The 12,152-nt window shown below is 70.4% G+C and carries 14 protein-coding genes; 11 read left to right on the top strand and 3 right to left on the bottom strand.

The window, feature by feature from the left end:
• The first annotated feature begins 6 nt into the window (after positions 1-6).
• From C3E78_RS11485 to ispG, 5 genes are read left to right on the top strand one after another with little or no spacing between them, the layout of a single operon-like run.
• Entirely contained in the window at positions 7-921 is a 915-nt protein-coding gene (locus C3E78_RS11485) for an ABC transporter ATP-binding protein (protein WP_108578490.1), read from the top strand.
• Positions 918-1,739, top strand: a complete 822-nt coding sequence (locus C3E78_RS11480) for an ABC transporter permease (RefSeq protein WP_108578488.1) — start codon at positions 918-920, stop codon at positions 1,737-1,739. Before C3E78_RS11485 ends, C3E78_RS11480 begins: the two co-directional genes overlap by 4 nt.
• A gap of 32 nt (positions 1,740-1,771) precedes the next feature.
• The gene (dxr, locus tag C3E78_RS11475) at positions 1,772-2,974 is read left to right on the top strand and encodes a 1-deoxy-D-xylulose-5-phosphate reductoisomerase (protein WP_108578486.1); all 1,203 of its coding nucleotides are present in this window, start codon (positions 1,772-1,774) and stop codon (positions 2,972-2,974) included.
• Positions 2,971-4,269: a M50 family metallopeptidase gene (locus C3E78_RS11470; RefSeq protein ID WP_108578484.1), complete on the top strand. Its 1,299-nt coding sequence runs from the start codon at positions 2,971-2,973 to the stop codon at positions 4,267-4,269. The genes dxr and C3E78_RS11470 overlap by 4 nt, the downstream gene beginning before the upstream one ends.
• On the top strand, positions 4,266-5,411 hold the full coding sequence (gene ispG / locus C3E78_RS11465; protein WP_108578482.1) for a flavodoxin-dependent (E)-4-hydroxy-3-methylbut-2-enyl-diphosphate synthase: 1,146 nt from the start codon (positions 4,266-4,268) through the stop codon (positions 5,409-5,411). Before C3E78_RS11470 ends, ispG begins: the two co-directional genes overlap by 4 nt.
• 27 nt (positions 5,412-5,438) lie before the next feature.
• Here ispG and C3E78_RS11460 read toward each other — a convergent pair whose 3' ends face one another.
• The gene (locus C3E78_RS11460) at positions 5,439-5,948 is read right to left on the bottom strand and encodes a hypothetical protein (protein ID WP_108578480.1); all 510 of its coding nucleotides are present in this window, start codon (positions 5,946-5,948) and stop codon (positions 5,439-5,441) included.
• Positions 5,949-6,109: 161 nt separating this feature from the next.
• On the opposite strand from C3E78_RS11460, the gene C3E78_RS11455 reads away from it, so the two are divergent.
• Genes C3E78_RS11455 through C3E78_RS11445 form a run of 3 tightly spaced genes read left to right on the top strand, consistent with a single transcriptional unit; the run spans position 6,110 to position 9,147 of the window.
• The gene (locus tag C3E78_RS11455) at positions 6,110-6,964 is read left to right on the top strand and encodes a GNAT family N-acetyltransferase (RefSeq protein ID WP_108578478.1); all 855 of its coding nucleotides are present in this window, start codon (positions 6,110-6,112) and stop codon (positions 6,962-6,964) included.
• Between the two features lie 57 nt (positions 6,965-7,021).
• Positions 7,022-7,384, top strand: coding sequence for a DoxX family protein (locus C3E78_RS11450; protein WP_108578476.1), 363 nt, complete (start codon positions 7,022-7,024; stop codon positions 7,382-7,384).
• A 23-nt stretch (positions 7,385-7,407) separates the two neighbouring features.
• Entirely contained in the window at positions 7,408-9,147 is a 1,740-nt protein-coding gene (locus C3E78_RS11445) for a proline--tRNA ligase (RefSeq protein WP_199907029.1), read from the top strand.
• A 72-nt stretch (positions 9,148-9,219) separates the two neighbouring features.
• On the opposite strand, the gene C3E78_RS11440 is transcribed toward C3E78_RS11445, so the two are convergent.
• Positions 9,220-9,621: a DUF4439 domain-containing protein gene (locus C3E78_RS11440; RefSeq protein ID WP_108578472.1), complete on the bottom strand. Its 402-nt coding sequence runs from the start codon at positions 9,619-9,621 to the stop codon at positions 9,220-9,222.
• Positions 9,618-10,106: a hypothetical protein gene (locus C3E78_RS11435; RefSeq protein ID WP_108578470.1), complete on the bottom strand. Its 489-nt coding sequence runs from the start codon at positions 10,104-10,106 to the stop codon at positions 9,618-9,620. Before C3E78_RS11435 ends, C3E78_RS11440 begins: the two co-directional genes overlap by 4 nt.
• Positions 10,107-10,241: 135 nt before the next feature.
• Here C3E78_RS11435 and rimP point away from each other — a divergent pair, with 135 nt between their 5' ends.
• The 3 genes from rimP to C3E78_RS11420 are packed head-to-tail and all read left to right on the top strand — an operon-like array spanning position 10,242 to position 12,022.
• Positions 10,242-10,691: a ribosome maturation factor RimP gene (rimP, locus tag C3E78_RS11430; protein ID WP_108578468.1), complete on the top strand. Its 450-nt coding sequence runs from the start codon at positions 10,242-10,244 to the stop codon at positions 10,689-10,691.
• On the top strand, positions 10,691-11,725 hold the full coding sequence (gene nusA, locus C3E78_RS11425; protein ID WP_108578466.1) for a transcription termination factor NusA: 1,035 nt from the start codon (positions 10,691-10,693) through the stop codon (positions 11,723-11,725). Before rimP ends, nusA begins: the two co-directional genes overlap by 1 nt.
• Before the next feature lie 3 nt (positions 11,726-11,728).
• A complete protein-coding gene (locus tag C3E78_RS11420) occupies positions 11,729-12,022 on the top strand; it encodes a YlxR family protein (RefSeq protein WP_108578464.1) in 294 nt (97 codons plus the stop codon).
• Positions 12,023-12,152 lie beyond the last annotated feature (130 nt).

Below are 12,152 nucleotides of genomic sequence, written 5' to 3'. Positions count from 1 at the left end.
GGGGTCATGATCACAGTCGACCGACTCACCAAGACCTATGGCGGCTACCGTGCCGTCGACGATGTGTCGTTCGCGTGCCGACCCGGAGCCGTGACCGGCTTCCTCGGACCGAACGGCGCCGGCAAGTCCACGACCATGCGCATCATCGCGGGCCTGACGCGAGCCACCTCCGGCACCGCGACCGTCGGCGGCGTGGACTACCACGACATCCCCAACCCGGGCACGCAGGTCGGCGTCCTGCTGGACGCCTCCGCGCAGCACGCGGGCCGCACCGGCCGCGAGGTCCTCACGCTGAGCGCGCTCACGATGGGCCTGCCGTCGTCACGCGTGGACGAGATGCTCTCGCTCGTGAGCCTGACGAAGTCCGAGTCCAAGCGCCGGGTGCGCAACTACTCGCTCGGCATGCGCCAGCGCCTCGGCATCGCCAACGCCCTGCTCGGCGATCCCAAGATCCTGATCCTCGACGAGCCCGCGAACGGCCTCGACCCGGCGGGCATCCACTGGATGCGTGCCCTCCTGCGCGAGTACGCCAACCGCGGCGGGACGGTGCTGCTGTCCTCGCACCTGCTGCACGAGATCGAGGTCATCGCCGACGAGATCATCGTCATCGGGCACGGCAAGATCGTCGCCCAGGGCACCAAGGACGAGCTGCTCAAGACCGCCGGCACGTTCGTGAAGGCCGGCGACATGTCCGGTCTCGCGAACGCGCTGACGGCGGCCGGCATCGAGACCAAGCCGTCCGGCGACGGCGGCCTGCGCACCGAGGCTCCTGCCGAGCTGGTCGGCAAGGCCGCTGCTGCCGGGGGCGTCGCGCTCCTGGAGCTGCGGAAGGCCGAGGGGGCTGGTCTGGAGGAGATGTTCCTCGAGCTCACCAACGACACCCAGCGCGACGTCATCACCCCCGAAGGAGTCCAGTCATGAGCACCGCAGTGGCCACGATCGACACGACGCGGCCGGCGGTCCCGTTCGGTCGCCTCGCCCGGGTCGAGATCCGCAAGATGTTCGACACGAGGTCCGGCTTCTGGCTGATGCTCTCGACCGGCATCCTGCTGGCGCTGACCGTCGGCATCACCCTTCTGGTCGTCGCGCTGGACGACGGCACGAGCATCAGTGCGAGTGACTTCTCGTCGATCCTGACGATCCCGCTGTCGATCCTGCTCCCGGTCTTCGCGATCGTCACGGTCACGAGCGAGTGGGGACAGCGCAGCCACCTGTCCCTCTTCACGCTCGAGCCACGGCGGGGCCGCGTGATCGGCGCCAAGCTGGTCAGCGTCCTGGTGCTCGCGATCGGCACGATCGTGCTGGCGCTGGTCCTGGGCGCGGTCGCCAACGTGGTCGGTGCTGCCATCGGCGGGTACGACGTGATCTGGAACCTGGACGTCAGCAACATCCTGTGGACCGTCGCGCTGCAGCTCGCGTACTTCCTGATGGCGTTCGCGCTGTCGATGGTGTTCCTGAGCTCGCCCGGCACGATCGTGGTGTTCTACGTCTTCGCGCTGCTGCTGCCGTTCATGGTCTACCCGCCGCTGTTCTTCGCCTTCGACTGGGCCAAGGACATCATCCCGTGGATCGACTTCAACTACGCCGCGAACCCGCTCATCTCGGGGGAGGACTTCGCCGGCGATCCCGTCGACGTGGGGGCGCTGCAGTACGCCCAGTTCGCGGTCACGCTCCTGCTGTGGATCGGTGTCCCCGGCGCGATCGGCCTGCGCAGGGTGCTCACGACCGAGGTCAAATAGGCCCCGCGCACGACGTGCGGGAGGATGGCGGCATGCGCAAGCGTGTCGCCATCCTCGGCTCGACCGGCTCGATCGGTACCCAGGCCCTCGAGGTCGTCGCAGCGAACCCCGACCGGTTCGAGGTGGTCGCGCTCGCCGCCGGGGGCAGCAACCCGCGGCTGCTAGCCGAGCAGGCCATCGCCTTCGACGTGCCGCTCGTCGCGGTCGCCCGGGGCAGTGCCGCCGAGGACGTGCAGCTCGCGCTGTACGCCGAGGCGCAGCGGCGCGGGTACGCGCACGGCGACCACCGCGTCCCGCGGCTGGTCGTGGGCCCGGACGCGGCCACCGAGGTCGCCCGCACCCCCTGCGACGTGGTCCTCAACGGGATGACCGGCGCGGTCGGCCTGCTGCCGACGCTCGCCGCGCTCGAGACCGGCGTGACCCTGGCCCTGGCCAACAAGGAGTCGCTCATCATCGGCGGCGAGCTGGTGACCGGGGCAGCGAGCCCCGGCCAGCTCGTGCCGGTCGACTCCGAGCACTCGGCCCTCGCCCAGGCGATGCGCGGCGAGAGGGCCGGCGACGTCCGCAAGCTGATCGTCACCGCGAGCGGCGGACCGTTCCGGGGGCGTACCCGCGCCGAGCTCGCCGACGTCACGCCCGAGCAGGCCATGGCGCACCCCACCTGGGACATGGGCCCGGTCATCACGATCAACTCCGCGACGCTCGTCAACAAGGGTCTCGAGGTCATCGAGGCCCATCTGCTGTTCGACATCGGCTTCGACCGGATCGAGGTCGTGGTCCATCCGCCGTCGATCGTCCACTCGATGGTGGAGTTCGTCGACGGGGCGACCATGGTCCAGGCGTCGCCTCCGGACATGAAGCTGCCGATCGCGCTGGGGCTGGCCTGGCCCGAGCGGGTACCCGACGCCGCCGCGGGCTGCGACTGGACGCGGCCGGCCACGTGGGAGTTCTTCCCACTGGACGACGAGGCGTTCCCCGCCGTGAGCCTGGCCCGCAAGGCCGGGACGTTCGGGCGCACCGGCCCCGCGGTGTTCAACGCCGCCAACGAGGTGTGCGTCGACGCGTTCGTCGGTGGGCACTTGGGCTTCCTCGGCATAGTGGAGACGGTGGGCGCAGTGCTCGAGGAGCACCTGTCCGACCCGGACGCGGCCCGCCAGGAGATGACCCTCGACGGCGTGCTCAGCGCCGACACATGGGCCCGGGAACGGGCGACGGAACTGGTGGAGCGACGATGAATGCACTGATCTACACCATCGGCGTGGTGGTGTTCGTGCTCGGCGTCGTGCTGTCGATCGCACTGCACGAGCTCGGGCACATGTACCCGGCCAAGAAGTTCGGCATCAAGGTCACCCAGTTCTTCGTGGGCTTCGGCAACACCGTCTGGTCGACCAAGCGCGGCGAGACCGAGTTCGGCATCAAGTCGATCCCGCTGGGCGGCTACGTCAAGCTGGTCGGCATGCTCCCGCCCGCCAAGGGCAAGGACCCGCACGAGGTCCGCAAGACCAACACCGGCATGTTCACGCAGCTGATCTCCGACGCCCGCGACGCCGAGTACGAGCACGTCGAGGACAAGGACCTCGACCGGCTGTTCTACCGCAAGCCGTGGTGGCAGAAGCTCATCGTGATGTCGGGCGGCCCGATCGTGAACATCATCATCGCGGTGTTCCTGTTCGCCGTCGTGTTCATGGGCTTCGGCGCGCTGACCCCGACGACGACCGTGCAGGCGGTGTCGGACTGCGCGATCAGCGACGCGGAGGCCGGCCGCACCTGCAAGCCGTCCGATCCCGAGACCCCCGCGAGCAAGGCAGGCCTCCAGCCGGGCGACCGCATCACCGAGTTCAACGGCACCCGCGTCGGCTCGTGGGAGACGCTGTCGAAGCTCATCCGGGCCAACGGCTCGGGCAGCGCGACGATCGACTGGGTCCGCGACGGGCGCGACATGTCCGCCACGGTCAGCACCTCGGTGCTGGCGCGCGTGGACCAGGAGGATCCCACCAAGACCGTCGAGGTCGGCTTCCTCGGCGTCTCACCGACCGAGCACATGGAGCGCCAGGGTCCGGGCTACGTCGCGGACGTCATGGGTGACTACGTGGTGGGCACCGCCAAGGCGATCTGGCACCTCCCGTCCCGCATGGTCGACGTGACGAAGGCCGCGTTCGGTGCCGAGCGCGACGCCAACGGGCCGATCAGCGTGGTCGGCGCGAGCCGGGTCGCCGGCGAGTCGTTCACGGTGGACGACCCGACGTGGGCCGAGCGCGCGCAGCGCGTGCTGGTCCTGCTGGCCGGGCTGAACCTGTTCCTGGCGATGTTCAACTTCATCCCGCTGCTCCCGCTCGACGGCGGCCACATCGCCGGTGCCCTCTGGGAGGCGGTCCGCCGCGGCATCGCGAAGCTGCGCGGTCGCCCTGATCCGGGCTACGTGGACGTCGCCAAGATGCTGCCCGTCGCGTACGGTGTGGGCGCCCTCCTTATGCTGATGAGCGTGATCCTGATCTACGCCGACATCGTCAACCCGGTATCTCTCTCATGACGGACCTCGGACTCCCCGCCATGCCGCCGCCGGTCCTCGCACCGCGCCGCAAGTCGCGCAAGATCAAGGTCGGCAGCGTCGACGTCGGCGGCGACGCCCCCGTCTCGGTGCAGTCCATGACCACGACGCTGACGTCCGACGTCAACACGACGCTGCAGCAGATCGCCGAGCTCACCGCCGCGGGCTGCGACATCGTCCGCGTCGCGTGCCCGAGCCAGGACGACGCCGACGCGCTGCCGGAGATCGCCCGTCACTCCAACATCCCGGTGATCGCCGACATCCACTTCCAGCCCAAGTACGTGTTCGCCGCGATCGACGCGGGTTGTGCCGCGGTGCGGGTCAACCCGGGCAACATCCGCAAGTTCGACGACCAGGTCGGCGCGATCGCCCGCGCGGCCAAGGACGCGGGCGTCTCCATCCGCATCGGCGTCAACGCCGGCTCGCTGGACAAGCGCATCTTCGACAAGTACGGCCGGGCCACCCCCGAGGCGCTCGTCGAGTCCGCGGTCTGGGAGGCGTCCTTGTTCGAGGAGCACGACTTCCACGACTTCAAGATCTCGGTCAAGCACAACGACCCCGTGATCATGGCGCAGGCGTACGAGATGCTGGCCGAGCGCGGCGACTGGCCCCTGCACCTCGGTGTCACCGAGGCCGGCCCCGCGTTCCAGGGCACGATCAAGAGCGCCACGGCGTTCGGCTACCTGCTCGGCAAGGGCATCGGTGACACGATCCGGGTCTCCCTCTCGGCGCCCCCCGTCGAGGAGGTCAAGGTCGGCATCCAGATCCTGCAGTCGCTCAACCTGCGCGAGCGCAAGCTCGAGATCGTGTCGTGCCCCTCGTGCGGGCGCGCCCAGGTGGACGTCTACACGCTCGCCGAGCAGGTGACCGCGGGGCTGGAGGGCCTCGAGGTGCCGCTGCGCGTCGCGGTCATGGGATGCGTCGTGAACGGTCCCGGCGAGGCGCGCGAGGCCGACCTGGGGGTCGCGAGCGGCAACGGCAAGGGCCAGATCTTCGTCAAGGGTGAGGTCATCAAGACCGTGCCGGAGTCCAAGATCGTCGAGACGCTGATCGAGGAGGCCATGCGCCTCGCCGAGGGCATGGAGCCGGTCGAGGGCGGCTCCCCGGCCGTCAGCATCAGCTGACGACCAGAGGTTCCCTCCTCGACCGCGTCAGCACGCCTTCGCGTCCGCGGCCTCGGGATCGGAGACGATCCATCGCCCGTCCCTGCGCACCAGGCCGAAGGAGATCCTCGTCGACGGCAACGGCTTCGCTTCGGCGTCCGGCGCGGTCCGGCCCTTCGCGACCATGAAGGCCTCGGAGCTGTCCTGGCACCCCTTCACGAGGGCCTTGTCGCCCGTGATCGTGACGCTCGACGGCTTGATCGTGACCTGCCCGACGTACTGGAGTCCCGCATCCTCGAGGGCCTTCGTGTCGGCCGGCACGATGAAGTCGTAGACCTCCTTCGTCACCAGGTCCTTGATGACGGGCCCGAGCGGCTGGGCGCCCCGACCGACGATCGCGTCGGTGTACGCCTCCGCCGCGTCCACCACCTCGCGCTGCTCGGGGGTGAGCCCGTCGGGATCGGCCGCGGCCGAGGTGGGCGTGCCGGACGTCGACGCCGCCGACGGCTCGTCCGAGCCGCAACCCCCGAGCAGCAGGAGCGTCAGCGCGGTCGTCACGCACCATCCTGTGTGCCGCTTGCCCCTCATGGCTCCCCGCTCGTCGTGCGTCCTGGCGTGCTGCTTGAGGGGACCCTACCGGTGGACGCGGGATTCGCCCGGCACGACGAGGCGCCGGTCGTGCTGGGGACCGGCGCTCGTCGTAGGCTGGTTCCACCACCATGGGAGGCGCAGTGCTGAGGACGACGACACAGGTTCGCGCTCTGACGCCCGACGACCTGCCGGAGCTGCGAGCGCTGCTGGACCGCGACCGGCTGGTCAACCTCTTCGTCCGCAACCGCATCGACGCGACCGGACTGCAGACCCGGTGGCTCGGTGGCCAGGTGTGGGGCTACTTCGAGGACGGCACGCTCGTCTCGGCCTGTCACGCGGGCACCAACCTCGTGCCCGTCGAGGCCACCCCGGCGGCGATCGAGGCGTTCGCCGAGCGGGTCCTGGCCGACAACATCCGTCCCTCGTCGGTCGTCGGCCTGCGGTCGACCGTGCTCCCGCTGTGGGAGCTGCTCGAGCCGCGCTGGGGACCGGCTCGGTCGCCGCGTCTCGACCAGCCCTTCATGGTGATCGACCACGACAGCAAGCTGCGTCCCGACCCGCGGGTGCGCCAGGTCGTCATGGACGAGTTCGACACGATCTACCCCGCGTGCGTCGCGATGTTCACCGAGGAGGTGGGCGTCGACCCCGAGGTGGGCAACCGCAGCGGCTACCGGGCCCGGGTCTCCCAGCTGATCTCGCACGGGTGGTCGTTCGCGATCATCGAGGACGGCCAGGTCGTGTTCAAGACCGAGGTGGGGGCCGCGACGCCGTACGCGTGCCAGCTCCAGGGCGTCTACGTCCACCCCGACCTGAGGGGCCGCGGCATCGCCGGGCCGGCGATCGCGGCGGTCGTCGAGCAGGTGCGCCGGACCATCGCCCCGGTGGTCACGCTGTACGTCAACGACCACAACACCGCGGCCCGGCGGGCGTACGAGCGGGCGGGGTTCCAGCAGACCACGACCTTCGCCTCGATCCTGCTCTAGCCGCCGTCGGCGGGGGAGTCGCCGGACCGCGACCCGTGCCGTGGGTACGCTTCGCGCATGAGTCGCGACATCTCGGTCATGGCCGGCGCGTTCGTCGGCATCGGGGTCCTGCACTTCGTCAGGCCGCGGCCGTTCGAGAGGATCGTGCCCAAGCCGCTGCCGCGCAAGAAGGAGCTCGTGCTCGCCTCCGGGGCGGCGGAGATCGTCCTCGGCGCGATGATGCTGCACCCCGGCACGCGCCGCGTCGGCGGGCTCGGCGCGGTGGGCCTGCTCGCGGCCGTCTTCCCGGCGAACGTCCAGATGACCCTGGACGTGCTGCGCAGCCGGAAGGCTCCGGCGTACCTCAAGCTCGGGACCGTCCTGCGGCTGCCGCTGCAGGCCCCCATGATCCGCATCGCGCTGAAGGCCGCCAGGTCCTAGAACGATAGGCTCGGGACATGCGTATGTCCCGGCTCTTCCTGCGAACACTCCGTGACGATCCTGCGGATGCGGAGGTCCCGAGCCACAAGCTCCTGGTGCGGGCCGGCTACATCCGGCGCGTCGCCCCGGGCATCTACTCCTGGCTCCCGCTGGGGCTGAAGGTGCTGGCGAAGGTCGAGCGCATCGTCCGCGAGGAGATGGACGCGATCGGCGCCCAGGAGGTGCGCTTCCCGTCGCTGCTGCCCCGTGAGCCGTACGAGGCGAGCAACCGCTGGACCGAGTACGGCCCCAACCTGTTCCGCCTCAAGGACCGCAAGGGCAACGACATGCTCCTCGGCCCGACGCACGAGGAGATGTTCACGCTCCTGGTCAAGGACCTGTACTCCTCGTACAAGGACCTGCCGCTGAGCATCTACCAGATCCAGACCAAGTACCGCGACGAGGCGCGTCCGCGCGCGGGCATCCTGCGCGGCCGCGAGTTCATCATGAAGGACTCGTACTCGTTCGACATCGACGACGCCGGGCTCGAGGCGTCGTACCAGGCGCACCGCGCGGCGTACGTCCGCATCTTCGACCGGCTCGGCTTCGAGTACGCGATCGTCCACGCCGACTCCGGCGCGATGGGCGGCTCGGCCAGCGAGGAGTTCCTCGCGGTGTCGCCGACCGGCGAGGACACGTTCGTCCGCTCGCCGGGCGGCTACGCGGCCAACGTCGAGGCCGTCACGACGGTCGCGCCGGACCCGCTGCCGTACGACGACGCACCCGCGGCGCACGCCGAGCAGACGCCGGACACCCCGACGATCGCGTCGCTCGTCGACCACCTCAACGAGGCGTTCCCGCGGGAGGACCGCCCGTGGGAGGCCGCCGACACGCTCAAGAACGTCCTGGTGATGCTGCGTCACCCCGACGGCGCGCGCGAGCCGCTGGCCATCGGGCTGCCCGGTGACCGCGAGGTCGACGCGAAGCGCCTCGAGGCGCAGGTGTCGCCGGCCGAGGTCGAGCCGTTCGGCGACGCGGAGTTCGCCGCGCACCCCGGCCTGGTCAAGGGCTACATCGGCCCCGAGGCGCTCGGCACCGAGAGCGACACCGGCATCCGCTACCTGACCGATCCCCGCGTCGTCGAGGGCACCCGCTGGGTCACCGGCGCCAACGTCGCGGGCTCGCACGTCATCGATCTCGTGGCCGGACGTGACTTCACGTCCGATGGCACGATCGAGGCCGCCGAGGTGCGCGCCGGCGATCCTGCCCCCGACGGCTCCGGCCCGCTGGAGCTCGCGCGCGGCATCGAGATGGGCCACATCTTCCAGCTCGGCCGCAAGTACGCCGAGGTGCTCGACCTCAAGGTCCTCGACGAGAACGGCAAGCTCGTCACGGTCACGATGGGCTCGTACGGCGTGGGTGTCTCGCGCGCGGTCGCGGCGGTCGCGGAGTACGCGCACGACGACGCCGGCCTGATCTGGCCCAAGGAGCTCGCGCCCTTCGACGTGCACCTGATCGTGGCAGGCAAGGACGAGACCGTCGTCGCCGGTGCCGAGCAGGTCTACGCCGACCTGACCGGCGAGGGCTTCGACGTGCTGTTCGACGACCGGCTCGGCAAGGTCTCGCCGGGCGTCAAGTTCAAGGACGCCGAGCTGATCGGCGTCCCGGTGATCGTGGTCGTCGGCAAGGGCTTCGTGGACGGGGTCGTCGAGGTCAAGGACCGGGCGACGGGGGAGCGCACCGACGTCGCGCTGGCCGACCTGGTCGCCCACCTGCGCGGCTGAGCCCCACCCAGATTTGCGGGCTTCTGCACCGAGGGCGCGAGCCGAGAACGTGCAGGACCCCGCACTTCTGGGCTAGGGGAGACCGGGGAAGGCCTGGGGCCTCGCGCCCCAGGTCAGCTCGGCCAGCGCCGCCCGGTTGAGGTTCCGGACCGCGTACGCCCGCAGGTCGCCCTCGGCGGCGCCGGCCAGCGTCAGGCAGACTGCGCTGATCTGCGCCTCGAGGCGGCGGGCGGCCCGCAGTGCGCGCTTCTCGGTGTCGAGAGGCCCCACGTCATACGTCAGACGGTTCGCCACCGGGTCCTCGCCCGCCGCGCGGATGCGGCGCTCCAGCGCGTCGCGGGTGTCCCGGTGCGTCCGGAACGCGGTGGAGGCACGGGGACGCAGACCGGCGAAGCGCGCACCGACGACCGGGTACAGCCACACCGCCTCGTGCTCGAGCGCGAGCCAGGCCTGCAAGGCCTCGGTGGGGGTCATCGCAGCTCGCCGACCTGCCGGGCGCCCTGCGCGAGGCCGGCGGACATCGAGGCCAGCACGCGGGTGAGGTCGGGGGAGAACGATCGCAGCGCGTCGGCTGCCCGCGCCCTCGACGCGGCGCGGAAGGCCCGCGCGAGCTGGTCGGCGGCCTCGGCCGGGGTGCGGGGCGTCCGGACGTCGGTGGCGTCCCCCGACCCGCCGCCGACCGCGGCCAGCTGCTCGCGCACGAGCGCCTCGAGGGGCTGCAGCGGGAGCGAGCCGTGGGCGGCCGCTGCTGCCTCCACGGTCGCCAGCAGCGACGCCGCCTCGGTCGCGGCGCGGCGCACCAGCCGGTCGTCCTCGGGGTCCGGCTCGGGCTTGGGATCCAGCCCGACGAGCTCGGCCGCGTCGTCCAGCACGTGCGTGACATGCGCGACACCCACGGCGGCCGCTCCGGCCGCGACGGCGGCTCCCGTCCCCAGAAGGACGCGTCGGCTGATCACCATGGCAGGTTAACGTCCGCCCCGCGCCGGGCTCCGCAGGACGTGCCCGTCGTCGGATGGCGGGAGCACCCGCCGCGGTTCGGTAAGGTGGTGCTGACACTGCACACGGTGCCCACAACAGAAGACGGAGGACGATCCATGACGGACAGTCTGGAGACCCTCGTCGAGACCACCGTGTCGTCGCTCGGCCTCGATCTCGAGGCAGTGGAGCTGACGCCGGCCGGCAGGAAGCGCGTCCTCCGCATCGCGGTGGACCGGGACGGCGGTGTGGGCATCGACCACATCACCGACGCGACCCGCGCCCTCTCGGAGGTCCTCGACGCCAGTGACGTGATGGGGCAGGAGCCCTACACGCTCGAGGTGACGTCCCGCGGCGTCGACCGCCCGCTCACGCTGCCACGCCACTGGCGTCGCAACGAGGGGCGCCTGGTCCGCCTGCGGCTCGCGGACGACTCCTCGGTCGACGGACGCATCGGTGCGTCCGACGACGACGGCGTGGAGATCGTCGGCAGGACGACCACGCGGTACCCCTACGACCAGATCACCTCAGCGCTCGTGCAGATCGAGCTCAACCCGAAGGACGCCTGATGGACATCGACATGGCCGCGCTCCGCGCTCTCGAGCGCGAGAAGGAGATCCCTTTCGAGGCGATCTGCGAGGCGATCGAGACTGCCCTGCTCTCGGCGTACCAGAAGACCGGCGCCGCCCACCCGCACGCCCGGGTCGAGCTCGACCGCAAGAACGGACACGTGACCGTCTGGGCCAAGGAGCGGCTCGAGACGCCGCCGGCGCCCGAGCCCGAGGAGGGCCAGGAGCCCGTGCGTCCGGAGACCAAGTTCTCCGCCGAGTTCGACGACACCCCGGCGGACTTCGGCCGCTTCGCCGCCACGATCGCCCGCCAGCTCATCATGCAGCGCATCCGCGACGCCGAGGACGAGTCGAAGTTCGGTGAGTTCGCCGGCAAAGTCGGCGACATCGTCTCCGGTGTCATCCAGCAGGGCCGCAACCCGAACGACGTGATGCTCGACCTCGGTCGCGTCGAGGCGATCCTCACCAGCACCGAGCGGGTCCCCGAGGAGAAGTACGCGCACGGCGAACGGCTCAAGGCGTACGTCTACGACGTCGAGAAGGGCCTGCGCGGCCCGCGGGTCAAGGTCTCGCGCACGCACCCCAACCTGGTCAAGCTGCTGTTCGCCCTCGAGGCGCCCGAGATCGCCGACGGCTCGGTCGAGATCGTCGCGATCGCCCGCGAGGCGGGTCACCGCACCAAGATCGCGGTCCGTGCCACCGCGCCCGGCATCAACGCGAAGGGCGCCTGCATCGGCCCGATGGGCTCGCGCGTCCGCAACGTGATGCACGAGCTGCACGGCGAGAAGATCGACATCGTCGACTACAGCGACGACCCGGCCGACTTCATCGCGCACGCGCTGTCCCCGTCGCAGGTCAAGAGCGTCACGATCGTGGACGGCGCGACACGCTCGGCCCGCGTGGTCGTCCCCGACTTCCAGCTGTCGCTCGCGATCGGCAAGGAGGGCCAGAACGCCCGTCTTGCCGCGAAGCTCACCGGCTGGCGCATCGACATCCGCTCGGACACCGAGGTGCCCTCGCAGTCGGGCTCGTGACCGATGGCGCGAGCGCTTCACGAAACGGGTAGACTGGTGAAGGTCGTCCGGACGTGCATCGGTTGCAGGCAACGTGCGGACAAGGCCGCTCTGGTGCGGATCGTCGCAGCTCAGGAGTCCACGACAGTCGTCGTGACACCGGATCTGCGCGGGACGTTGCCGGGGAGAGGGGCGCACCTGCACCCCACGACCCGGTGCCTGGAGCTCGCGACACGCCGCAAGGCGTTCGGCCGGGCCCTTCGAGTAGAAGGCCCCCTGGACCTGAGCGCACTGACGGCCGTCGTCGAGGAAAGATGAAAACCAGCTCGACCACCCGGGTCGTCGCACCCGCGACGTTCCCATGACACGAAATCGGAGCCCGCTCATGACCACACAGATCGGCACCAGCCGATGAGTACTGCGCGATGAGTACTGCGCAATGAGCACG

It is taken from the genome of Aeromicrobium chenweiae, from assembly GCF_003065605.1.
GTDB classification, from domain to species: Bacteria; Actinomycetota; Actinomycetes; order Propionibacteriales; family Nocardioidaceae; genus Aeromicrobium; species Aeromicrobium chenweiae.
This window is presented reverse-complemented; position numbering and strand designations above follow the sequence as displayed.

What these genes read in the sequence shown, in the direction of transcription:
- C3E78_RS11485 (WP_108578490.1), top strand. Translation starts at nt 7, where the DNA reads ATGATCACAGTCGACCGACTCACCAAGACCTATGGCGGCTACCGTGCC.
- C3E78_RS11480 (WP_108578488.1), top strand. Translation starts at nt 918, where the DNA reads ATGAGCACCGCAGTGGCCACGATCGACACGACGCGGCCGGCGGTCCCG.
- dxr (WP_108578486.1), top strand. Translation starts at nt 1,772, where the DNA reads ATGCGCAAGCGTGTCGCCATCCTCGGCTCGACCGGCTCGATCGGTACC.
- C3E78_RS11470 (WP_108578484.1), top strand. Translation starts at nt 2,971, where the DNA reads ATGAATGCACTGATCTACACCATCGGCGTGGTGGTGTTCGTGCTCGGC.
- ispG (WP_108578482.1), top strand. Translation starts at nt 4,266, where the DNA reads ATGACGGACCTCGGACTCCCCGCCATGCCGCCGCCGGTCCTCGCACCG.
- C3E78_RS11455 (WP_108578478.1), top strand. Translation starts at nt 6,110, where the DNA reads ATGGGAGGCGCAGTGCTGAGGACGACGACACAGGTTCGCGCTCTGACG.
- C3E78_RS11450 (WP_108578476.1), top strand. Translation starts at nt 7,022, where the DNA reads ATGAGTCGCGACATCTCGGTCATGGCCGGCGCGTTCGTCGGCATCGGG.
- C3E78_RS11445 (WP_199907029.1), top strand. Translation starts at nt 7,408, where the DNA reads ATGTCCCGGCTCTTCCTGCGAACACTCCGTGACGATCCTGCGGATGCG.
- C3E78_RS11440 (WP_108578472.1), bottom strand. Translation starts at nt 9,621, where the DNA reads ATGACCCCCACCGAGGCCTTGCAGGCCTGGCTCGCGCTCGAGCACGAG.
- C3E78_RS11435 (WP_108578470.1), bottom strand. Translation starts at nt 10,106, where the DNA reads ATGGTGATCAGCCGACGCGTCCTTCTGGGGACGGGAGCCGCCGTCGCG.
- rimP (WP_108578468.1), top strand. Translation starts at nt 10,242, where the DNA reads ATGACGGACAGTCTGGAGACCCTCGTCGAGACCACCGTGTCGTCGCTC.
- nusA (WP_108578466.1), top strand. Translation starts at nt 10,691, where the DNA reads ATGGACATCGACATGGCCGCGCTCCGCGCTCTCGAGCGCGAGAAGGAG.
- C3E78_RS11420 (WP_108578464.1), top strand. Translation starts at nt 11,729, where the DNA reads ATGGCGCGAGCGCTTCACGAAACGGGTAGACTGGTGAAGGTCGTCCGG.